The 22,700-nt window shown below is 44.7% G+C and carries 16 protein-coding genes and 1 tRNA gene; 16 read left to right on the top strand and 1 reads right to left on the bottom strand.

What is annotated here, in order from left to right; all coding sequences use genetic code 11:
• Positions 1-203: 203 nt before the first annotated feature.
• Entirely contained in the window at positions 204-2,273 is a 2,070-nt protein-coding gene (locus tag OPS28_RS02785) for a M13 family metallopeptidase (protein WP_265607910.1), read from the bottom strand.
• Between the two features lie 309 nt (positions 2,274-2,582).
• Here OPS28_RS02785 and OPS28_RS02780 point away from each other — a divergent pair, with 309 nt between their 5' ends.
• The 16 genes from OPS28_RS02780 to OPS28_RS02705 form a co-directional block, all read left to right on the top strand.
• Complete coding sequence (locus OPS28_RS02780) at positions 2,583-3,137, top strand: RraA family protein (protein WP_265607909.1); 555 nt, start codon at positions 2,583-2,585, stop codon at positions 3,135-3,137.
• Between the two features lie 9 nt (positions 3,138-3,146).
• Positions 3,147-4,988, top strand: a complete 1,842-nt coding sequence (locus tag OPS28_RS02775; protein ID WP_265607908.1) for an ABC transporter ATP-binding protein — start codon at positions 3,147-3,149, stop codon at positions 4,986-4,988.
• Positions 4,989-5,239: 251 nt separating this feature from the next.
• Positions 5,240-5,316, top strand: a tRNA-Trp gene (locus OPS28_RS02770).
• A gap of 61 nt (positions 5,317-5,377) precedes the next feature.
• Positions 5,378-5,755, top strand: a complete 378-nt coding sequence (gene secE, locus OPS28_RS02765) for a preprotein translocase subunit SecE (RefSeq protein ID WP_265607907.1) — start codon at positions 5,378-5,380, stop codon at positions 5,753-5,755.
• 3 nt (positions 5,756-5,758) lie between these two features.
• A complete protein-coding gene (nusG, locus tag OPS28_RS02760; RefSeq protein ID WP_265607906.1) occupies positions 5,759-6,304 on the top strand; it encodes a transcription termination/antitermination protein NusG in 546 nt (181 codons plus the stop codon).
• Positions 6,305-6,464: 160 nt separating this feature from the next.
• A complete protein-coding gene (locus tag OPS28_RS02755; RefSeq protein WP_265607905.1) occupies positions 6,465-7,481 on the top strand; it encodes a mechanosensitive ion channel family protein in 1,017 nt (338 codons plus the stop codon).
• A gap of 175 nt (positions 7,482-7,656) precedes the next feature.
• The gene (gene rplK / locus OPS28_RS02750) at positions 7,657-8,085 is read left to right on the top strand and encodes a 50S ribosomal protein L11 (RefSeq protein WP_169211502.1); all 429 of its coding nucleotides are present in this window, start codon (positions 7,657-7,659) and stop codon (positions 8,083-8,085) included.
• 4 nt (positions 8,086-8,089) lie between these two features.
• Complete coding sequence (gene rplA, locus OPS28_RS02745; RefSeq protein ID WP_265607904.1) at positions 8,090-8,785, top strand: 50S ribosomal protein L1; 696 nt, start codon at positions 8,090-8,092, stop codon at positions 8,783-8,785.
• Positions 8,786-9,084: 299 nt separating this feature from the next.
• The gene (gene rplJ, locus OPS28_RS02740; RefSeq protein ID WP_169211504.1) at positions 9,085-9,603 is read left to right on the top strand and encodes a 50S ribosomal protein L10; all 519 of its coding nucleotides are present in this window, start codon (positions 9,085-9,087) and stop codon (positions 9,601-9,603) included.
• 56 nt (positions 9,604-9,659) lie between these two features.
• Positions 9,660-10,037, top strand: coding sequence for a 50S ribosomal protein L7/L12 (gene rplL, locus OPS28_RS02735; RefSeq protein WP_265607903.1), 378 nt, complete (start codon positions 9,660-9,662; stop codon positions 10,035-10,037).
• Between the two features lie 282 nt (positions 10,038-10,319).
• Positions 10,320-14,348 carry a DNA-directed RNA polymerase subunit beta gene (gene rpoB / locus OPS28_RS02730; protein WP_265607902.1) on the top strand — a complete coding sequence of 1,343 codons (4,029 nt, stop codon included), beginning with the start codon at positions 10,320-10,322 and terminating at the stop codon, positions 14,346-14,348.
• An 80-nt stretch (positions 14,349-14,428) separates the two neighbouring features.
• Positions 14,429-18,607, top strand: a complete 4,179-nt coding sequence (gene rpoC / locus OPS28_RS02725) for a DNA-directed RNA polymerase subunit beta' (RefSeq protein WP_265607901.1) — start codon at positions 14,429-14,431, stop codon at positions 18,605-18,607.
• A gap of 295 nt (positions 18,608-18,902) precedes the next feature.
• Positions 18,903-19,277 (top strand): 30S ribosomal protein S12, encoded by a 375-nt coding sequence (rpsL, locus tag OPS28_RS02720; RefSeq protein WP_265607900.1) that lies wholly within the window; start codon positions 18,903-18,905, stop codon positions 19,275-19,277.
• A 73-nt stretch (positions 19,278-19,350) separates the two neighbouring features.
• On the top strand, positions 19,351-19,821 hold the full coding sequence (gene rpsG / locus OPS28_RS02715) for a 30S ribosomal protein S7 (RefSeq protein WP_265607899.1): 471 nt from the start codon (positions 19,351-19,353) through the stop codon (positions 19,819-19,821).
• 21 nt (positions 19,822-19,842) lie between these two features.
• Positions 19,843-21,945: an elongation factor G gene (gene fusA / locus OPS28_RS02710; protein ID WP_265607898.1), complete on the top strand. Its 2,103-nt coding sequence runs from the start codon at positions 19,843-19,845 to the stop codon at positions 21,943-21,945.
• A 63-nt stretch (positions 21,946-22,008) separates the two neighbouring features.
• A partial coding sequence (locus OPS28_RS02705; RefSeq protein ID WP_265607897.1) for an elongation factor Tu occupies positions 22,009-22,700 on the top strand: 692 nt, incomplete at its 3' end.

Below are 22,700 nucleotides of genomic sequence, written 5' to 3'. Positions count from 1 at the left end.
TAAAACCTCGAAGGTAAAAAGCCGAGGGCGAAAGAAGAAAATAAAAAGTATCTAAAGTGCATTATATTGATCTGAAAGCCAACGGTGTTTTCCCATCAATGCGGCGTAGTTAAGAATACTTCTTGTTGCGGGTGCTGTTCACATTTTGGTGAATAAGAAAAAAAGGTCAGCATGCGCTGACCTTTTTCAAACTACCCACGATTTTACCAAATCTTAACGCGATTTTCTGGTGCTAAATAAAGTTCATCATCCGGTTTTACTTCAAACGCTGTGTAAAACTCCGGTACGTTTCTTACTGCACCGTTTGCCCGGAAGTGAGCAGGGGAGTGAGTATTGGTTTGAACCTGACTGCGAAGCGCTTCATCGCGATACTTATTCGCCCAGACCTGACCAAAACCAATGAATACCCGCTGGTCGCCAGTAAAGCCATCCATTACGGGAGCTTCTTCGCCGTCTAGCGACATGTGGTAGGCTTTCAAAGCAATGCTAATGCCACCTAAATCTCCAATATTTTCACCCAAAGTGTATTCACCATTAACGAATAAGTCTGGTAAAGCTTCAAATTCATTATATTGATGAACAAGCTGTTTTGTTCGGTTTTCAAACTCTTTGCGGTCAGTGTCAGTCCACCAGTTTCTCAGTACACCATCGCCATCAAATGTACTCCCTGAGTCATCAAAGCCATGCCCAATTTCATGCCCGATTACAGCGCCGATACCACCGTAATTGACTGCATCTTCAGCATTCATGTCAAAGAAAGGCGGTTGCAGGATAGCAGCAGGAAATACAATCTCGTTTTGCGGAGGACTATAATAAGCATTAACTGTCTGAGGCGTCATGGCCCACTCATGATCCCAAACCGGCCCGCCTTGCTTCTCAAGGATTTCAGCATATTGGCGATCAGCGGAGCGTTTGATATTGCCAAACAAGTCATCGGCTTCGACAATTAACGAACTGTAATCTGTCCACTTATCCGGGTAACCAATTTTAACGGTAAATTTGGATAACTTATCCAATGCTTGTTTGCGAGTTTCGTCGGTCATCCACTCAAGCTCATTGATGCTGTCTTCGTACGCGGCCAATAAGTTATTTACCATTTCCATCATGCGGTCTTTGGCTTCGGGTGGGAAGTGTTTCTTAACGTATACTTTACCGATAATTTCACCAACATGTTGGTTTGACAAGTCCACTGCGCGACGCCACTGGGGCCGTTGTTCCTCAACACCGTGAAGCACTTTGCTATAAAATTCAAAATTGGCTTCATCTATAGCACTGGTAAGCTGTGAGGCAGTAGCATTAATCAAATGCCAACGTAGAAACGTTTTCCACTCTTCAAGAGGCGTTTTGGTAATTAGGCTATCAAGTTTTTTAGCAAAGTCGGTCTGCATAAATACTAAACCGTCAATGTCAGTAATTTCCGCTTGAGAAAGAAAAGCGCTCCAGTCAAAGTCGGGCATTACGGTTTTCAGTTCATCCAGTGATACTTTGTTGTAGTTAGAAGCCCAGTCGCGCGTTAATTCTTTTTTCATATGAAGTTTGGCTATTTCGGTCTCAAACTTCATTAGCATTTCAGCATTCTTCGCAGGCTCATCAAAGCCAGCAAGGGTAAACATCTTTTCAATATGTTTGACATAAGCATCACGAATTTTTTGTGAGCTTTCGTCATCTTTAAAATAATATTCGCGCTCGGGTAACCCCAGACCCGACTGCCATATATACATCATGTAAGTATCAGGCTGTTTAAAATCTACGTATTGACCAAGCGCGAAAGGGGAACCATAACCATAACGGTTAGCATATGCGAAGTATGACGCCAGTTCTGAATAGTCAGTAATTGCCTCTATCATAGAGAGGTCTTTATTAAGTGGTTCGATGCCCAATTTGTCGCGGGTTTCCATGTCCATGTATGACGCATAAAAATCGCCTACTTTTTGCTCGTCTGAACCTGCTTCAAAACTACCATTTGCAGACTCTTCAATGATAGCTTTGACATCTTCTTGCGCGGCGTCTCGTAAAATATTGAACGCGCCGTAACGCGATTTATCGGCGGGCATTTCGGTATTATCTACCCAGTTTCCATTTACATATCGGAAGAAATCGTCACCCGGGTCTACGGAAAGATCCATGTTTTCTTTAATAACACCAGAGGTGAGTTGTTTGGTTTCTTTTACTTGCTGTGTTTGCGCTGATTCGGTCTTAACTGAATCGGCAGATTGAGGGCTACACGCCGCCAACCCTAAGATTACACTTAAACTTAGTAATGTACGTTGCATGATGTTTCCTGTCTGGTGCGTTTTTATTATCGCATCTGTTTGAACTTTTCTGGCGAGCAGGGCTTTGCATACTCTTTAATACCATGGCCAGCGCGCTAGTAAAACTATTTATAGCGAATATACATAACTTGTAACAACTCAAGATTGTTCACGCGGTACGTTAATTCTTTACACGCCATCCATCCACCATAACGGGTGAACAATACGAGCATCCATTATCAAAGATTGCTTTAACAAAAGGAGCTATCCTTGCAATACGCCACTGTTTCCACATGAGATTATGCTGACGCACATAATGCGAACCTATTTATGCGGGAGGATATTCGGGCGCTATGGCCTCAAACTCAACGGCTCGCTGGGTCCGCTTTTACCGTTGAGTGTCCTCCAAACGACCACATAATGTTCCATGCAGCTATTTACCGAGTTCGCCCTGGCGATGTCTTAGTCGTAAAAGGCGATGAAAGATTGGCGCCAGCGCGCCCAAATGTATGTGCAATTGCGCAGAAAAATGGTATCCAGGGAATGATTGTAGATGGCTATGTACGAGATGTAGCTGAAATTACCGCGTTACAGTTTCCAATTTATGCAAAAGGCTGTTTTCCCAAACCTGCAGCAAAAAAAGCCTTAGGCTCTATACGCCAACCCATATCATGTGGTGGTGTCGATGTAGAAAACGGTGATATTGTTGTTGCCGACGAAGACGGTATTGCCGTAATACCTTTTGAGCAACGCCAGTCTACATATGATATTGCAAGAAGAAGAAACCAAACAGACAATGCCACCACTTTAGAGGGATGGCAGAAACAACATCTTGAAAAAGTAAAATCTACCCTCACAAAGCTAGAGTTTACTAGACAATCCTGAGCCTTATCGATGTTTTCATTTTTCGAACGATTGACAAAAGCGTTCCCTGAGCCACCCCCAAGTCAACCACCCGAAGAGTTAATTGCGTTCTGCCGCCATTATACGCAGGGCATGTGGTGGGTCATTGCGATTGTATCTATTTTAGGTGCCCTAGTAGCTATGCTAGAAGTGACCTTGTTTGGCTTTCTGGGAGAATTAGTCGATTGGTTTGCTTCCTACGATAGAGAAACCTTTTTAGCGCAGAAAAAATGGACCCTGTTATGGATGGGGGTTGTAGTAGTTGTGCTCATTCCGGGTCTTATTCTTATACGCTCCCTGTTTAATCGTCAGTCTTTGATGGGAAACTATCCGATGCGAATCCGCTGGAACGCGCATCGGTACTTGCTTAATCAAAGTGTAAGTTTTTTCCAGAATGAGTTTGCGGGTAGGGTTGCCACAAAGGTAATGCAAACCGCTTTATCCGTTCGCGAAACGGTTATGAAGTTACTCGATTTGATGGTTTATATTAGTGTGTACTTCATTTCCATGGTAGCCCTGATTTTCAGTATTGATTGGCGTATGGCCATTCCCCTGGTGATATGGGGCGGTGTTTACCTGACTATCTTAAAAGTGTTGGTACCCAAACTAAAAACTGTATCACAGGCACAGGCCGACGCACGCTCCATGATGACCGGACGTATCGTCGATAGTTATACCAATATTACAACTGTTAAACTTTTTTCCCATAGTAATCGAGAAGCGGATTATGCCAAGGATAGTATGGGGAACTTTCTCCATACTGTTTATCCCCAGATGCGTTTGGTAACCATTTTGGAAACCTGTGTAGAAATTGCTAATGCGCTACTTATATTTTCGGTTGCTGCTATGTCCATTTATTTATGGTTACACAACGTCACCACTCCCGGAGACATCGCCGTGGCGGTTAGTTTATGTCTGCGACTTAATGGCATGTCCCACTGGATCATGTGGGAAGTCTCAGCATTATTTGAAAATATCGGTACCGTACAAGACGGTATCAATACCCTGGCAAAACCTGTAACAGTGAAAGACTCCACTAAACCCGAATTATTCAGTGTTAAGGGAGGAGAAGTGCATTTTGACCAAATTAACTTTGGTTACCTTGGCGCAAAGGGGCATCCTATTGAAGTCTTTAAAAACCTTAACCTGAAAATTAAGCCTGGCGAAAAAGTAGGCCTAGTGGGCCGGTCCGGCGCTGGTAAATCCACATTGGTTAATTTGTTGATGCGTTTTTACGATATACAGGCAGGAAGCATTAAAATTGATGGGCAGGATATTAGATTGGTTCCCCAGGAACATTTACGCGCGCAAATCAGTATGGTAACGCAAGATACGTCACTAATGCACCGATCAGTAAGAGACAATATTCTCTACGGTAGATCCGATGCCACTGAAGAAGAAATGATCCGCGCTGCTAAGCAGGCGGAAGCACATGAATTCATTCTTACACTTTCAGACAGCGCAGGCAGAACAGGTTATGACGCGCATGTTGGGGAACGAGGCGTCAAGCTTTCTGGTGGACAACGACAACGGATTGCAATCGCCAGAGTATTACTTAAGGATGCACCTATTTTGGTACTCGATGAAGCCACGTCAGCGCTGGACTCTGAGGTGGAGGCCGCTATTCAAGATTGCTTAAACCAGGTTATGCAAAATAAAACAGTATTGGCCATCGCCCATAGGCTTTCAACAATAGCTAAAATGGACAGATTACTTGTATTGGATGAAGGTGAAATTGTCGAGGCAGGAACACACAGCGAACTTATTGCAAAACAGGGTATCTATGCAAAACTTTGGGCACATCAAACTGGCGGGTTCTTAGGGGTAGAATGATTTGACAGCGACGCAAACAAAGACCGGCAATATTCATATACTCATTCACGTTAGGGTAAGAACCGGTCTGATCAAGACCTAATAAATAATATGGATTAATTTGCCCCAGTAATAAAAAAGAAAGGGTTGAGGGCTTGTATTGACAAGGTTCCTAGGTATAATACGCCTCCCTCCCTTGCGATACCGCACTTTCCAATAAAAGAAGCTGAATTCCCAAGGGTAATGTAAGTAAAATTTGCGTAGAAAGCTTTAGGGGTGTAGTTCGAATTGGTAGAACAGCGGTCTCCAAAACCGATGGTTGGGGGTTCGAGTCCCTCCACCCCTGCCAAATTATCGCTTATCTTATGAAAAGGTAAGTTTGAACGATGCAGTATTGTTAGGATCGTAACATGAGCGAAAAAACGGAAAGTACATCAAATCCACTCGACATTTTAAAGTGGTTAGTGGTTTTTGCTTTGCTGATTGGTTTAATCACAGCAAACTATATGTTTGGTGAGTACTCAGTACTTTACCGTGCCCTGGTAGCAGTAGCCGTCGGAGTGATAGCGTTATTTATTGCCGCGACGACTGAGAAAGGTAGCACCTTCCTTGCCTTCGCTAAGGACTCGCGAACAGAAGTTCGTAAGGTTATTTGGCCAACGCGTCAGGAAACCAATCAAACCACGCTTATTGTAATTGCAGCGACAGTTGTGGTTGGATTAATTTTGTGGGGTCTGGATGGTATTATCGTCCGCGTAGTGGGCTTCATTACTGGTATAGGAGCCTAAGCCATGACAGAAGAAGCAAAGAAAAGATGGTATGTAGTTCAAGCGTATTCTCAATACGAATCACGGGTTAAGAAAACCTTGCTTGAATACATCAAAATGCACAACATGGAACAATATTTCGGTCAGGTCTTAGTACCTACTGAAGAAGTTGTTGAAATGCGTGCCGGCCAAAAACGTAAATCTGAACGAAAGTTCTACCCTGGCTACGTGTTAGTAGAAATGGAAATGAATGAAGATTCATGGCATTTGGTGAAAAGTGTTCCGCGCGTTCTTGGTTTTATCGGTGGAACATCGGATCGTCCTATGCCCATTTCACAACGTGAAGCAGATGCGATTCTGAACCGCCTTGAAGAGTCGGTTGATAAGCCTAAGCCGAAAACATTATTTGAACCAGGCGAAGTGGTACGGGTTACAGATGGTCCCTTTGCTGACTTTAATGGTGTGGTTGAAGAAGTTGATTACGAAAAAAGTCGCGTGAAGGTATCGGTATTGATTTTCGGCCGTTCTACACCGGTGGATTTAGAATTCGGTCAAGTCGAAAAGGGCTAATTCACCTCGTTTTTAAAAAGCGGCTTTTAAGCCGCTTTTTTTGTTTTTAGTCAAGTTGGCTATCTCCCATCCGCTTTTTTTCCAAAATTTCGTGAATCTTCTTCTACACTTAAGTCAATTAACCGGCGTAAGGGGGATCATTTTGTTGGTAAGAGTTTTTGTGATCGCGTGGATTGCAATGTGCGCGCAACTTACTTTTGGACAAGACTTGATTTCGACATTAGGTCAGCAAGACCAAACAATACAGAACGAACAAACCGCAGAGGGTCGGTCAGTTGAACTAGCGGAAACAGATCCCCATCTGTCGCCAATAGAAATGCTGCAACAGACACTAAATGATATTTATCAGGGTTTTATAGAGCGTTTACCTTATCTTGGTGCAGGCTTGCTCGTAATAATCATTACCTGGATCCTATCTAATCTCGTCGGTAGCGCAGTTTTCAAAATAGCAAAATCACGTAAATTGAGACGCTCCCTCTGCGAGTTATTCTCGCGTTTGACCATAATTCTGGTATGGATACTAGGTTTGTTGATAGCCGCTATGATTATGTTCCCAGGCCTAACCCCGGCAAAAGCGCTTGGCGGATTGGGCTTAGCGTCAGTAGCAATCGGCTTTGCATTTAAAGAAATTTTTGAAAACTTTTTCGCCGGCATACTGTTGCTATGGAAATATCCGTTTGAAACAGGCGATTTTATCGAATGCGAGTCAATTCTCGGTAAAGTCGAAGATATCTCGGTGCGTATGACCCAAATTCGGCAGACAAATGGCGAATTGGTTGTTATGCCTAATTCCTTTTTATTCAAAAACCCGGTTAACGTATTAACCGACAGGGATGTGAGACGAATTACTGTGATGACGGGCGTGGCTTATGATGAAGATGCAGACCAGGCGGTCGAAGTAATCGAGAATGCTCTTAAGAACTGTGAATCGGTTGAACAGGACTATCCGGTTGAAGTTTTCCTTAATGGCTTCGGGGCTAGTAGTATCGATATTGAAGTAACCTGGTGGACGAGTCCTACTCCCTTAGGCCACCGTAAATCACGAAGTGAAGTGGTGAGTGCGATTAAGCGTGCGCTGGATGATGCAGGCATAGAAATACCGTTTCCTTATCGTACGCTTACTTTTAAAGAACCCCTGCCTATCAGGAAGGAAACCGGGCAAGCACAAAACGATTAAACTACTTCGTTCGCTCGCTGCGAGAACACGAAAGTTCAAAATATCAACATTTAGGGTTGCGAAGGGGTGCGGATTAATCTATAATTCGCGCCCTTTTAAATGGAAACGGGAAGCCATTTGAGCAAATATTCTCGATATTTGCGAGGCGCTAGACCCACTAAAGAGAGCAATCACTATGGCTAAAAAAGTAACTGGCTTAATTAAGCTACAGGTTGCGGCAGGTGCTGCAAACCCAAGTCCACCAGTTGGTCCTGCACTAGGTCAACATGGTGTAAACATCATGGAATTCTGTAAGGCTTTCAATGCAAAAACTGAAAGTCTTGAGAAAGGCGCTCCGGTACCAGTAGAAATTACTGTATACGAAGATCGCTCTTTCACATTCGAAACTAAAACGCCTCCAGCGTCTTATTTGCTTAAGAAAGCAGCTGGCATTAAGAGTGGTTCTGGCCGTCCAAATACTGAAAAAGTGGGTAAAGTTACCCGCGCTCAGTTAGAAGAGATCGCGAAAACTAAAGAACCAGATCTGACTGCTGCTGACCTTGACGCTGCAGTTCGCACTATCGCGGGTTCTGCTCGCTCAATGGGCTTGAACGTAGAGGACTAATCGAATGGCTAAACTAACTAAACGCGCTCGCCTAATCCGCGACAAAGTTGATTCAACTAAAGAGTATGAAATCAACGAAGCTGTTACTCTTTTAAAAGAATTAGCGACTGCAAAGTTCGCTGAAAGCGTAGATGTAGCAGTAAACCTTGGTATCGATGCGAAAAAATCTGATCAAAACGTACGTGGTGCAACGGTACTACCAAACGGCACGGGTAAAGATGTTCGTGTTGCGGTATTCACTCAAGGTGCTAATGCTGATGCAGCGAAAGAAGCTGGCGCAGACATCGTCGGTATGGACGACCTTGCTGAGCAAGTGAAAAAAGGCGAAATGAACTTTGACGTTGTTGTAGCCAGCCCGGATGCAATGCGTGTAGTGGGCCAACTAGGTCAAATCTTAGGTCCACGTGGCCTGATGCCTAACCCTAAAACTGGCACAGTAACGCCAGATGTGGCTACAGCAGTTAAGAATGCTAAAGCAGGTCAGGTACGCTACCGTAACGATAAGAACGGTATCATTCACGCAAGCATTGGTAAGATTGCGTTTGAAGCGAACCAAATTCAAGAAAATTTAGAAGCATTACTTGAAGCACTGAAGAAAGCAAAGCCTTCTTCAGCAAAGGGTACTTATATCAAGAAAATCAGTTTAAGCACAACTATGGGCGCTGGTGTTTCTGTTGATAAGGCCTCTGTAGGTCAGTAATGCAATTTGCTGACGTGGCAACATGTCGGCATCTCTTAAGGTTATGGGTTGGAGCTGAAAGTCAGGAAACTGACTATTAGCTCCCGTCCAAGACCGCAGGCGTGCAGCAGTAAAAGAGGTAAGAGAACTTTTACATTCAATGCTCACTTAATATAAAAGCCTGCGCAGACGGTGGTTTGACTCAGACTCTCTGGGGTAACAAACACCGTAGAGCGGTATGACCATGTTGGTTATATCAATCTGTGAACCCTGATGTGCAAGTGAATAGCTTAATCATCAGATACAAAGAGGTGAACTCAGTGGCACTAGGATTAGCAGCTAAAAAAGAGATCGTAGCGGAAGTTTCCGAAGTTGCGTCTCGCGCTCTATCTGTTGCCGTCGCTGAATACCGTGGGATGGAAGTTGCAGAGCTGACTGACCTGCGCGTTCAAGCTCGTGAGCAAGGCGTATACCTAAAGGTTGTGCGTAATACTCTGGCTAAACGTGCATTGGCAGACAGTAAATTTGCTGACTTAGACAGCGCCTTAACTGGTCCGCTTATTTACGGTTTCTCTATTGATGCACCTGGTGGTGCAGCGCGTCTTTTCAAAGACTATGGGAAGAAGAACGATAAGCTTAAAGTTACTGCACTTTCAATTGGTAGTGGTCTTCTTGGTCCGGAAAAACTGGATGCAGTGGCGTCACTTCCAACTCGCGACGAAGCGCTTGCAAAACTTCTTGCAACCTTCAAAGCACCGGTGGGCAAATTCGTTCGCACTATCAACGAAGTACCTACCAAATTTGTGCGCGTATTGGCGGCGATCAAAGACACCAAGTAATTGGTTTCTTTGGCATATTGATTTTTTTAACTTATTAAACCCGGGAGTTTAGAGACATGGCTCTAACTAAAGAAGATATTTTAAACGCGATTGCTGAAATGCCAGTTATGGAATTGGTTGAGCTAATCGAAGCTGCTGAAGAAAAATTCGGCGTTGAAGCAACTGCTGCTGTTGCAGTAGCTGCAGGTCCTGCTGCTGGTGGCGAAGCTGCTGCAGAAGAAAAGACTGAATTCGACGTAGTAATGACTTCATTTGGCGCGAACAAAGTTGCTGTTATCAAAGCAGTACGTGGCGCGACTGGCTTAGGTCTTAAAGAAGCGAAAGAAGTAGTTGAGTCTGCTCCTAAAGCTATCAAAGAAGGCGTAAGCAAAGACGAAGCAGAAGAACTTAAGAAGCAGCTTGAAGAAGCTGGTGCTGAAGTTGAAGTTAAGTAATCTGAATTAATTGGATTACCTGCCTTAAACGGCAAGGCTGGTGGTTTTTTTAACCACCAGCCTTTTTGCGCTGTGGGGTGTACAGTTTTTAACCCTTAGTTGTACACAGGATAACCACAACGGGATATCACATTAAGTAGCAGTAAACCAACAAGTTTCTACCAATTTGGTCAATATTTGTTGTATGCTGGTGAGATTGCCCGAAAAAGGGTTGAGGAAGTTTGTTATCTGTTCGTATTTCAGATAGCAGGTTGGGTCTAAAATCAGCAGGCTGAGGAACCCATGGTTTACTCTTATAGCGAAAAGAAACGTATCCGTAAGGATTTTGGCAAACGCCCACAGGTATTGGAAATTCCATATCTTCTTTCAATTCAGCTAGATTCATTTAAAAAATTTATTGAAGTCGATATCGACGGGCAATACGGTCTGGAAGCCGCTTTCCGTTCTGTATTTCCTATTAAAAGCTACTCAGGTAACTCTGAATTACAATTTGTCAGTTATCGCCTGGGTGAACCCGTATTTGACGTCAAAGAATGTCAAATTCGTGGTGTAACTTATTCAGCTCCATTAAGAGTAAAACTGCGGTTAGTATTATTCGATAAAGAAGCCGCACCCGGTACCGTAAAAGATATAAAAGAACAAGAAGTGTACATGGGTGAGATTCCGTTAATGACTGAAAACGGAACCTTTGTTATCAATGGTACTGAGCGTGTAATCGTTTCTCAGTTACACCGTTCACCTGGTGTGTTCTATGATCATGATAAGGGCAAAACGCACTCGTCTGGTAAAGTGCTTTATAACGCTCGCGTTATTCCTTACCGTGGTTCATGGTTAGATTTTGAGTTCGATCCAAAAGATAATTTGTTCGTACGTATTGACCGTCGTCGTAAGTTGCCTGCAACTATCATATTGCGTGCGTTAGAGATGACCACCGAAGAGATCCTTGAAACTTTCTTCGATAAAGTCCAGGTACGGATTGATGATGACCGCCTGATGATGGAAATCGTACCGGACCGTTTACGTGGTGAAACTGCACAGTTCGATATACTTGATGCTGATGGCAATGTACTAGTTGAAACGGGTCGTCGTATTTCAGCTCGTCACACGCGTGCACTTGAAAAAGCAAACATTTCAGAACTTGAAGTACCGGCGGAATATCTGGTTGGTCGTGTCTACGCTAAATCTTTCATTGACGAAGACAGTGGCGAAGTCATCGTTAATGCAAACGATGAAGTCACACTCGAGACTATGGCTGAGCTAAGCAAAGCTGGTATCAAAGAGTTTGAGACGCTTTATATTAACGAGCTGGATCACGGTGCTTACATCTCTGACACCTTACGTATAGACAATTCAAGTAATCGCCTTGAGGCATTAGTTGAAATCTATCGTATGATGCGACCTGGTGAGCCACCAACAAAAGATGCCGCAGAAACGTTGTTCGAAAACTTATTCTTCTCTGAAGAGCGTTACGACCTGTCATCAGTCGGTCGTATGAAGTTCAACCGCCGCTTAGGCAGAGATGAACTTACTGGCTCTGGTACATTAGATAAAGAAGATATTATTGCGGTCATGAAGCGACTCATCTTGATTCGTGATGGTAAAGATGAAGTCGACGATATCGATCACTTAGGTAACCGTCGAATCCGTTCGGTTGGTGAAATGGCCGAGAACCAGTTCCGTGTAGGTTTGGTTCGTGTTGAGCGTGCGGTTAAAGAGCGCCTAAGTTTAGGTGATCTTGATAACATCATGCCTCAGGATTTGATTAATGCGAAGCCAATTTCCGCAGCAGTGAAAGAATTCTTCGGTTCTTCGCAGTTGTCACAGTTTATGGATCAAAACAACCCGCTTTCAGAAGTGACGCACAAGCGCCGTATTTCTGCATTAGGGCCGGGTGGTTTGACGCGTGAGCGAGCAGGATTTGAAGTTCGAGATGTACACCCGACTCACTATGGTCGTTTGTGTCCAATCGAAACACCTGAAGGACCTAACATTGGTCTAATTAACTCATTGGCAAGCTTTGCACGTACCAATGATTTTGGCTTCCTAGAAACACCCTTCCGTCGCATTGTCGATGGTGTAGTGGGTGATGAAATCGACTATTTATCTGCAATTGAAGAAGGCCAGTATCCAATTGCTCAGGCTAATATAGCCTTAACAGAAAATGGTGAGCTGGTAGATGACTTGATTCCATGTCGTCACCGTGGTGAAACTACTTTGATGCCTAAAGAAGACATCAAGTATATGGATGTTTCGCCTCAGCAAATCGTGTCGATTGCCGCATCTATCATTCCATTCCTAGAGCACGATGATGCAAACCGGGCATTGATGGGCTCAAACATGCAACGTCAGGCGGTACCAACATTGCGCGCAGATAAGCCGCTAGTGGGTACAGGTATGGAGAAAACGGTAGCTGTCGATTCTGGTGTAACCGTCGTAGCTAAACGCGGTGGCGTTGTTGACTACGTTGATGCCAGTCGAATCGTGATCAAGGTTGACGAAGACGAAATGCTTCCGGGTGAAGCAGGTATCGATATATACAACCTGACTAAATACACCCGTTCTAACCAGAATACATGTATTAACCAGAGACCCACCTGTAACGTAGGTGATCCGATTGTTACAGGTGATGTGTTAGCAGACGGTCCGTCTACTGATTTAGGTGAGCTAGCGCTAGGGCAGAACATGCGTATTGCATTCATGCCTTGGAATGGTTACAACTTCGAGGATTCCATCCTTATTTCAGAGCGCGTAGCGCAAGAAGACCGTTTCACCACTATTCACATACAGGAACTGAGCTGTATAGCGCGTGACACCAAACTTGGGCCAGAAGAAATAAGTTCTGACATACCCAACGTAGGTGAGGCTGCGCTAGGAAAACTTGATGAGTCTGGTGTCGTATACATCGGCGCAGAAGTGAAAGGCGGCGACATTCTGGTAGGTAAAGTGACGCCTAAAGGCGAAACACAGCTTACTCCTGAAGAAAAACTATTACGTGCAATCTTCGGTGAAAAAGCTTCTGACGTGAAAGATACGTCACTTCGCGTACCTAACTCAGTTCACGGCACAGTAATCGATGTACAAGTCTTTACCCGCGATGGTGTAGAAAAAGACAAGCGTGCGTTAGAAATTGAAGATATGCAATTGCGTCAGGTTAAGAAAGATTTATCTGACGAGTTTAACATCTTAGCTGATGGTATTTTCTCCCGCGCTCGTAACTTGTTGAACAAAGCCAGTATTGATGATGCCAAGCTTGATAGCATGCCGCGTGAAAAATGGTTTGATATCACGCTGACTGATGAAGATATGCAAAACGATCTTGATCAGATAGCTGAACAGCACAGCGAAATTAAAACGGACTTCGATAAGAAGTTTGAAGGCAAGCGTCGTAAGATTACACAGGGTGATGATTTAGCGCCGGGTGTATTGAAGATTGTTAAAGTTTATCTTGCGGTTAAACGTCATATCCAGCCTGGTGATAAAATGGCTGGTCGTCACGGAAACAAGGGTGTTATCTCAACCATCGTTCCTGTTGAAGACATGCCTTACGATGCCAACGGTACACCAGTCGATATCGTCTTGAACCCGCTTGGTGTTCCGTCGCGGATGAACATCGGTCAGATCCTCGAAACACACTTGGGTATGGCTGCCCATGGTATCGGTGTGAAGATCGATAACATGATTAAAGAACAGCGGGAAATCGCTCACCTCCGCGACTTCTTGAAAGAAGTGTATACGCTTGGTGAAAACCATCAGGAAGTGGATATTGACTCATTCAGCGATGACGAAGTTAAACGTCTTGCCGAAAATCTTCGTAAAGGTCTACCAGTTGCAACCCCTGTGTTCGACGGTGCTCGCGAAGAAGAAATTAAGTCAATGTTAAAGCTTGCCGATCTGCCTGAAAGTGGACAAATCAGCATGTTTGACGGTCGAACCGGTCGTGCGTTTGAGCGTCCAGTAACTGTCGGCTACATGTATATGCTTAAACTTAACCACCTTGTTGATGACAAGATGCACGCGCGTTCTACTGGCTCTTATAGCCTTGTTACGCAGCAGCCTCTAGGTGGTAAAGCACAGTTTGGTGGCCAGCGCTTCGGTGAGATGGAAGTATGGGCACTAGAAGCATACGGTGCAGCTTATACTCTGCAAGAAATGTTAACAGTGAAATCGGATGACGTGAATGGTCGTACGAAGATGTATAAAAACATCGTTGACGGCGATCATAGAATGGAGCCAGGTATGCCTGAATCCTTCAACGTATTGCTTAAAGAAATCCGCTCACTGGGTATCAACATTGAGCTTGAAGAGAATTAAGCAGGCGAAGGCCTTGTAATTGACGTAACTGACCCGGCCTTGCGCCGGGTTATAGAGACTGACTCCGCTGGGAGAGTAATGTGAAAGACTTATTAAAGTTTCTAAAGCAACAAAATAAGACTGAAGAATTCGATAATATTCGAATTGGTTTGGCTTCTCCGGACATGATTCGTTCGTGGTCATACGGTGAAGTAAAAAAACCAGAAACTATTAACTATCGTACGTTCAAACCCGAGCGTGACGGATTATTCTGTGCCCGTATTTTCGGCCCGGTTAAAGACTATGAGTGTCTGTGCGGAAAATATAAGCGTCTTAAGCATCGCGGTGTAATCTGTGAGAAATGTGGCGTTGAAGTTACGCTGACTAAAGTTCGTCGTGAACGTATGGGGCACATTGAACTTGCAAGTCCGGTAGCCCACATCTGGTTCCTAAAATCACTGCCGTCTCGCATCGGTTTGATGTTGGACATGACGCTACGTGATATTGAACGTGTACTTTATTTCGAATCATACGTGGTTACCGAGCCAGGTATGACGACGCTTGAACGCAGTCAGCTTCTCACTGAAGAAGAATACCTTGATGCGCTTGAAGAAAATGGAGATGAATTCGACGCCAAAATGGGCGCTGAAGCAGTATTTGACTTACTGACACATCTTGACGTCGATGCAGATGTCGCTTCAATGCGTGAAGAACTGCCGAGTATCAACTCTGAAACTAAGCGTAAGAAAATCACAAAGCGTCTTAAGCTACTGGAGTCATTCCAACAGTCAGGTAACAAACCTGAATGGATGATTATGACCGTGTTACCAGTATTACCACCGGACCTTCGTCCTTTGGTACCACTGGATGGCGGCCGCTTTGCGACATCGGATTTGAATGACTTATACCGTCGCGTAATCAACCGTAACAATCGTTTGAAGCGCCTACTTGATTTGGCCGCGCCCGATATTATTGTGCGTAACGAAAAGCGTATGCTGCAAGAAGCAGTTGATGCATTGTTAGATAACGGCCGTCGTGGGCGTGCTATCACAGGATCTAACAAACGTCCTCTGAAATCACTTGCCGATATGATTAAGGGTAAACAAGGTCGTTTCCGTCAGAACTTACTAGGTAAGCGTGTTGATTACTCAGGTCGTTCTGTTATTACAGTTGGTCCAACACTGCGTTTACATCAGTGTGGTTTACCTAAGAAAATGGCTCTTGAGCTGTTCAAACCATTCATCTACGGTAAATTAGAAGGTCGTGGTTTAGCAACAACGATTAAAGCGGCGAAAAAGCTAGTAGAACGTGAAGCTCCTGAAGTATGGGACGTACTTGATGACGTTATCCGCGAACATCCAGTATTGCTAAACCGTGCCCCTACACTTCACCGTTTAGGTATTCAAGCGTTTGAACCTACTCTAATTGAAGGTAAAGCCATTCAGTTACACCCGTTGGTGTGTGCGGCGTATAATGCTGACTTCGACGGCGACCAAATGGCGGTACACGTTCCGTTGACTATCGAAGCGCAACTTGAAGCCCGTGCGTTAATGATGTCAACCAACAACATTCTGTCTCCAGCTAACGGTGAGCCAATCATCGTGCCTTCACAGGACGTTGTATTAGGTCTTTATTACCTAACACGTGACAAGGTAAACGGCTTGGGTGAAGGCATGGTATTTACCAGCCCGAACGAAGCTGAAAAAGCATACCGTACAGGTAATGCAGAATTACATTCACGAGTTAAAGTTCGTATTACGGAATACGATGTAGCAGAAGATGGCAGTAAGACAGAGAAAGTCACCTTGACTGATACTACAGTTGGTCGTGCAATTTTCTCACTTATTTTGCCTAAAGGTTTGCCGTTTGAAATTATTAACCAGGCGATGGGTAAGAAGCAGATTTCGCGTCTTCTCAATGCTTGTTACCGTACGCTGGGCTTAAAAGATACAGTTATCGCAGCTGACCAAGTTATGTATACCGGCTTCCATTACGCAATGGTGGCAGGTGCATCGGTTGGTATCGATGACATGGTTATCCCAGAAGCTAAGAAAGAAATTATCGACTCTGCTGAAGCTGAAGTAATCGAAATTCAGGAGCAGTTCCAGAACGGTCTCGTAACCGCTGGTGAGCGTTACAACAAAGTTATCGATATTTGGTCAAACGCCAACGAAAAAGTCGCGAAAGCGATGATGGATAACCTGAAAACAGACATCGTTATCAACAAGGACGGTGAAGAAGAAGAACAGTCATCGTTTAACTCTGTTTATATGATGGCTGACTCCGGAGCTCGTGGTAGTGCCGCTCAGATTCGTCAGTTGGCGGGTATGCGTGGATTGATGGCAAAGCCAGACGGCTCAATCATCGAGACACCTATTACGGCAAACTTCCGTGAAGGTCTAAACGTACTTCAGTACTTCATCTCTACTCACGGTGCGCGTAAAGGTTTGGCTGATACAGCTTTGAAAACGGCAAACTCGGGTTATTTGACTCGTCGTTTGGTTGACGTCGCTCAGGACTTGGTCATCACCAATGAAGACTGTGGCACCTTTGAAGGTGTACAAATGTCTCCACTTATCGAAGGTGGTGACGTTGTAGAGCCGCTACGTGAACGTGTACTTGGTCGTACTGTCGCTGAAGACGTTTTGAAACCAGGCACTGACGAAGTGTTGGTTGAGCGTAACGTTATGCTTGATGAAGCGTTAGTGGACATGCTTGAAGCTAACTCTATCGACCAAATTATGGTTCGTTCAGTTATTACCTGTGACAACGACTTCGGTGTATGTGCGAATTGTTACGGTCGTGATCTTGCGCGTGGACACATGGTTGGTCAAGGTGAAGCGGTTGGTGTTATTGCTGCTCAGTCAATCGGTGAGCCGGGTACTCAGCTTACGATGCGTACTTTCCACATCGGTGGTGCGGCATCAAGAGCCTCTGCTGAAAACAGCGTACAGGTAAAAACATCTGGTAACCTGAAGTTGCATAACGCTAAGTACGTTCGTAATACTGATAATAAAGTGGTTATCGTATCGCGCTCAACAGAGTTAACCATGATCGATGACCAAGGTCGTGAGAAAGAGCGCTATAAAGTGCCTTACGGTGCAATCTTGAGTGTAGATGACGGCGCCTCAGTTGAAGCAGGCGATATCGTTGCCAACTGGGATCCGCATAGTCACCCGATCATCACTGAGCGTAAAGCTAAAATCAGCTTCTCAGATATTGATGACTCTAACACTGAGATGCAGCAGGACGAGCTGACTGGTCTAACCCGTATTGTGGTTAAAGACCTGGCCAAAGTGAATGCCAAAGAGCCGAAGCTTATCCTTGAAAGTGATGAACACGGTTTACAAGAAATTCGTCTGCCAAGCTTTACCACTATCGAAGCATCTGAGGGTAAAGTTGCCAACGAAGGTGATGTGTTAGCCCGTATTCCTCAGGAAAGCTCGAAGACACGCGACATCACCGGTGGTCTACCACGTGTTGCTGACTTGTTTGAAGCGCGTAAGCCGAAAGAGCCAGCTATATTAGCGGAAATATCGGGTAGTATCGGCTTTGGTAAAGAAACCAAAGGTAAGAAACGTTTGGTGATCACACCTAAAGATGGTGATCCTTACGAAGAGATGATTCCAAAATGGCGTCAGCTTAACGTATTTGAGGGTGAAAACGTTGAAAAAGGTGAGGTTATTGCTGACGGACCTGAGTCTCCACACGATATCCTTCGTTTACGTGGAATCAGTGCGGTTTCGAACTACATCGTAAATGAGGTTCAGGAAGTATACCGCTTACAAGGTGTTAAGATTAATGACAAGCACATTGAGGTGGTTATTCGTCAGATGCTGCGTAAGTGTATTATTACCCACCCAGGTGATACTCAGTTCCTTGAAGGCGAGCAGGTTGAAGTTTCCAATGTGAAAGTTGCTAACCGTGAAATTGAGAAGCAAGGTAAGATCCCAGCATCTTATGAAACGCAGCTTCTTGGTATTACTAAAGCATCGCTTTCAACTGAATCGTTCATCTCAGCGGCATCGTTCCAAGAAACTACCCGTGTCCTAACCGAAGCGGCTGTTCAGGGCAAAGAAGACGATTTACGTGGACTTAAAGAAAACGTAATTGTTGGACGCCTGATACCAGCGGGTACTGGTTTCGCGTATCACGAACGCCGTGCTCAGAGACGTATTGAAGAAATTGAAGAGATGTCTGTATCTGCCGCTGAAGCAGAGCAGGCGCTTACTGAAGCATTAAATGCTGAAGTAGGTGAGCAGTCTCCAAACGAAGAGTAAGCGTTGAGATTTACCGGGTTGAAAGGCTCGGTAAATCCTGCGTAATCTGTCAAACTGTACAGGATTTAATTTGCTTATCCAGTGTACAGCTTGACAGCTGCGGCTTTGATCTTTAATATTCCGCGACCCGAAAATTGGACAACCCTAGTGGTAACCATTCGGAAAGCGGAATTTTTATTTTCAGAGTCATTTTTCATATTGACGAGCACAATATGAAAACGGAAGTAAAAAGCCGAAAATGAATGACCCGAACATGTGTATCGGGTTTTTGTAGTTTTTAATCAGGAGCTAGTTAATGGCAACAGTTAACCAGTTAGTGCGTAAGCCACGTAGAAAGCCGGTTGCGAAAAGCAACGTAGCGGCACTACAAGCTTGCCCACAAAGACGTGGTGTATGTACGCGTGTATATACCACTACGCCTAAGAAACCAAACTCAGCGCTACGTAAAGTATGTCGTGTGCGTTTAACTAACGGATATGAAGTTTCTTCATATATCGGCGGTGAAGGCCACAACCTACAAGAACACAGCGTTGTATTAATTCGTGGTGGTCGTGTTAAAGATCTACCAGGTGTTCGTTACCACACTGTTCGCGGTACGCTAGACTGCGCAGGTGTAAATGATCGTAAACAAGCCCGTTCCAAGTACGGCGCGAAAAAGCCTAAATCGTAACGGTTCTCCGTTAGTAAGGCCAAACTGAAATTTTAGAGTTTTGGGTTATCCCTGAATTCCACGGAGAATTAAGATGCCAAGAAGAAGAGTCGTAGGTCAACGTAAAATCCTACCAGAACCAAAATTTGGTTCACAGCTGCTTGCTAAATTCATGAATGTCGTAATGCTCGACGGCAAAAAATCTGTCGCTGAAAAAATCGTTTACGGTGCGCTTGATATTGTTGCTGAAAAAACCGGCAAGGCACACTTAGATGTATTCGAAGATGCACTAGACAACATCCGCCCTACTGTTGAGGTTAAATCTCGACGCGTAGGTGGTTCTACCTATCAGGTTCCGGTAGAAGTTCGTCCAGTTCGTCGTAATGCACTAGGTATGCGTTGGATGGTAGATGCGGCACGTAAACGTGGCGAGAAGTCTATGGCACAGCGCCTGGCTGCTGAAATGCTTGATGCAGCTGACAACAAAGGTTCTGCGGTTAAGAAACGTGAAGACGTTCACCGTATGGCCGAAGCGAACAAAGCGTTCGCACATTACCGTTGGTAAGAAACTGATTGAGAGAGACGTATGCCTCGTAAGACCCCAATTGAGCGGTATCGTAATATTGGAATTGTTGCTCATGTGGATGCGGGTAAAACCACAACTACAGAGCGAGTTTTGTTTTATACAGGACTTTCACACAAGATAGGTGAGGTCCATGATGGCGCAGCCACTATGGATTGGATGGAGCAGGAACAAGAACGCGGAATTACGATTACTTCTGCCGCCACAACCTGCTTCTGGTCGGGAATGCGACAGCAGTACCACCAGCACCGTATCAATATCATAGATACGCCTGGACACGTCGACTTTACTATCGAGGTAGAGCGTTCATTGCGCGTGCTCGATGGTGCGGTAGTTGTGTTCTGTGGGTCTTCGGGCGTTGAGCCTCAATCTGAAACCGTCTGGAGACAGGCGGACAAATATCACGTACCACGCATGGTTTTCGTTAATAAGATGGACCGTGCTGGTGCGGATTTTGAACGCGTTGTCGGGCAGATCCGCAAGCGTTTAGGTGCCAACTGTGTACCCATCCAATTAAATATTGGATCCGAAGAAGAATTCCGTGGCGTCATCGACTTAGTGAAGATGAAAGCCATCAACTGGAATATGGAAGACATGGGTATGACCTTTACCTATGAAGATATTCCAGCAGAACTGCAAGAAAAAGCAGATAAATACCGCAGTGAGCTTGTTGAAGCCGCAGCAGAAGCGTCTGACGAATTAATGAATAAGTATCTGGAAGGTGAAGAGCTTTCAGAAAAAGAAATACTTGAAGGTTTGCGAGAACGTACGTTGAAGAACGAGATAGTCCTCGCTACCTGCGGTAGTGCGTTTAAAAATAAAGGTGTTCAAGCGGTATTGGATGCCGTAATTGAATACCTACCATCTCCTACCGATGTAAAATCGATTACCGGTATATTAGATGATGGCAAAGAAACAGAAGCGGAGCGTCACTCTGATGATAACGAGCCCTTCTCAGCACTCGCATTTAAAATTGCCACAGACCCGTTTGTGGGCACGCTGACGTTTTTCCGTTGTTATTCTGGTGTGGTCAATACGGGCGACACGGTTTACAACCCAGTAAAAGGAAAACGCGAACGTTTTGGACGAATTGTGCAGATGCACGCCAATGATCGTGCTGAGCTGAAAGAGGTACGTGCAGGTGATATTGCTGCCGCAATCGGGCTAAAAGATGTCACTACAGGTGACACCTTATGTGATCCTAATCACGTAATTACTTTAGAGCGTATGGAATTTCCTGATCCGGTTATCTCCATCGCGGTTGAGCCTAGGTCGCAGGCTGATCAGGAAAAAATGGGGATGGCGCTAGGTAAATTAGCTGCTGAAGATCCCTCTTTCCGAGTTAAAACTGATGAGGAATCAGGTCAAACGATTATTTCTGGTATGGGTGAACTCCACCTCGATATCATCGTAGACCGTATGAAGCGTGAATTCAAAGTTGAGTGTAACGTAGGTAAACCACAGGTTGCCTACCGCGAAACGATACGCAAAAAAGTTGAAATAGAAGGTAAATTTATTCGCCAATCTGGCGGTCGTGGTCAATTTGGCCATGTTTGGCTTCGCATTGAGCCTCAGGCAGAAGGTGAAGGCTACAAATTTGTCAATGAAATCGTTGGTGGTGTGATTCCAAAAGAATACATCCCTGCGGTGGACAAAGGTATTCAGGAGCAGATGCAAAATGGTGTCGTCGCAGGGTATCCGTTACTTGATGTAAAGGTCACCTTATTTGATGGTTCATACCATGATGTTGACTCTTCTGAAATGGCGTTTAAGATCGCCGGTTCGATGGGATTCAAAAAGGGCGCCGCTGAAGCAAATCCGGTGTTGCTTGAACCCATGATGAAAGTTGAAGTAACCACTCCAGAAGACTGGATGGGTGATGTTGTAGGTGACCTAAACCGTCGTCGCGGCATGATCGAAGGAATGGAAGAAGGTGTAGCAGGCATTAAAATTGTTCGCGCTAAAGTGCCACTTTCGGAAATGTTTGGGTATGCAACTGACTTGCGTTCTGCAACGCAGGGCAGAGCATCGTACTCTATGGAGTTCTTCAATTATTCAGAGGCGCCAAATAATGTGGCGCAAGCTATTATTGAAGCTAGAATGTAAATCTAAATGAAGGTTCGGTCCGGTCTATGTTGGGTCGGGCTTTTAACTTAGGAAACGAGAAAAATGGCAAAAGAAAAGTTTGAACGTACGAAACCCCATGTAAACGTGGGAACAATCGGCCACGTTGACCACGGTAAAACCACTCTGACTGCAGCGATCACTACTGTTTTGGCAAAGACTTACGGTGGTTCAGCTCAGGCTTTTGATCAAATCGATAACGCGCCAGAAGAAAAGGCTCGTGGTATCACCATCTCTACTTCACACGTAGAATATGACACGCCTAGCCGCCACTATGCGCACGTAGACTGTCCTGGACACGCTGACTATGTTAAAAACATGATCACTGGTGCGGCACAGATGGACGGCGCAATTTTGGTTGTAGCTGCGACTGACGGCCCAATGCCACAGACGCGTGAGCACATCCTTTTAGGTCGTCAGGTAGGTGTACCTTACATCATCGTATTCATGAACAAGTGTGACATGGTTGATGATGAAGAATTACTAGAATTAGTAGAAATGGAAGTGCGTGAACTTCTTAATGAATACGAATTCCCAGGTGATGACTTACCAGTAATCAAAGGTTCTGCACTTAAAGCGCTAGAAGGCGAAGAAGAGTGGGAAAAGAAAATTGTTGAGTTAGGTGAAGCACTTGATTCATACATTCCAGAGCCAGAGCGTGCTATCGACAAGCCGTTCATTCTTCCTATTGAAGACGTATTCTCAATCTCAGGTCGTGGTACTGTAGTAACAGGCCG

Source organism: Alteromonas sp. ASW11-130 (assembly GCF_026183735.1).
Classification (GTDB): domain Bacteria; phylum Pseudomonadota; class Gammaproteobacteria; order Enterobacterales; family Alteromonadaceae; genus Alteromonas.
The sequence above is the reverse complement of the archived record's forward strand: the minus strand, read 5'-3'. Positions and strand labels throughout refer to the sequence as shown.

Excerpts from the sequence above, each read along its gene's own strand:
- OPS28_RS02785 (WP_265607910.1), bottom strand. The coding sequence starts at position 2,273 with ATGCAACGTACATTACTAAGTTTAAGTGTAATCTTAGGGTTGGCGGCG.
- OPS28_RS02780 (WP_265607909.1), top strand. The coding sequence starts at position 2,583 with ATGCGGGAGGATATTCGGGCGCTATGGCCTCAAACTCAACGGCTCGCT.
- OPS28_RS02775 (WP_265607908.1), top strand. The coding sequence starts at position 3,147 with ATGTTTTCATTTTTCGAACGATTGACAAAAGCGTTCCCTGAGCCACCC.
- secE (WP_265607907.1), top strand. The coding sequence starts at position 5,378 with ATGAGCGAAAAAACGGAAAGTACATCAAATCCACTCGACATTTTAAAG.
- nusG (WP_265607906.1), top strand. The coding sequence starts at position 5,759 with ATGACAGAAGAAGCAAAGAAAAGATGGTATGTAGTTCAAGCGTATTCT.
- rplK (WP_169211502.1), top strand. The coding sequence starts at position 7,657 with ATGGCTAAAAAAGTAACTGGCTTAATTAAGCTACAGGTTGCGGCAGGT.
- rplA (WP_265607904.1), top strand. The coding sequence starts at position 8,090 with ATGGCTAAACTAACTAAACGCGCTCGCCTAATCCGCGACAAAGTTGAT.
- rplL (WP_265607903.1), top strand. The coding sequence starts at position 9,660 with ATGGCTCTAACTAAAGAAGATATTTTAAACGCGATTGCTGAAATGCCA.
- rpoB (WP_265607902.1), top strand. The coding sequence starts at position 10,320 with ATGGTTTACTCTTATAGCGAAAAGAAACGTATCCGTAAGGATTTTGGC.
- rpsL (WP_265607900.1), top strand. The coding sequence starts at position 18,903 with ATGGCAACAGTTAACCAGTTAGTGCGTAAGCCACGTAGAAAGCCGGTT.
- rpsG (WP_265607899.1), top strand. The coding sequence starts at position 19,351 with ATGCCAAGAAGAAGAGTCGTAGGTCAACGTAAAATCCTACCAGAACCA.
- fusA (WP_265607898.1), top strand. The coding sequence starts at position 19,843 with ATGCCTCGTAAGACCCCAATTGAGCGGTATCGTAATATTGGAATTGTT.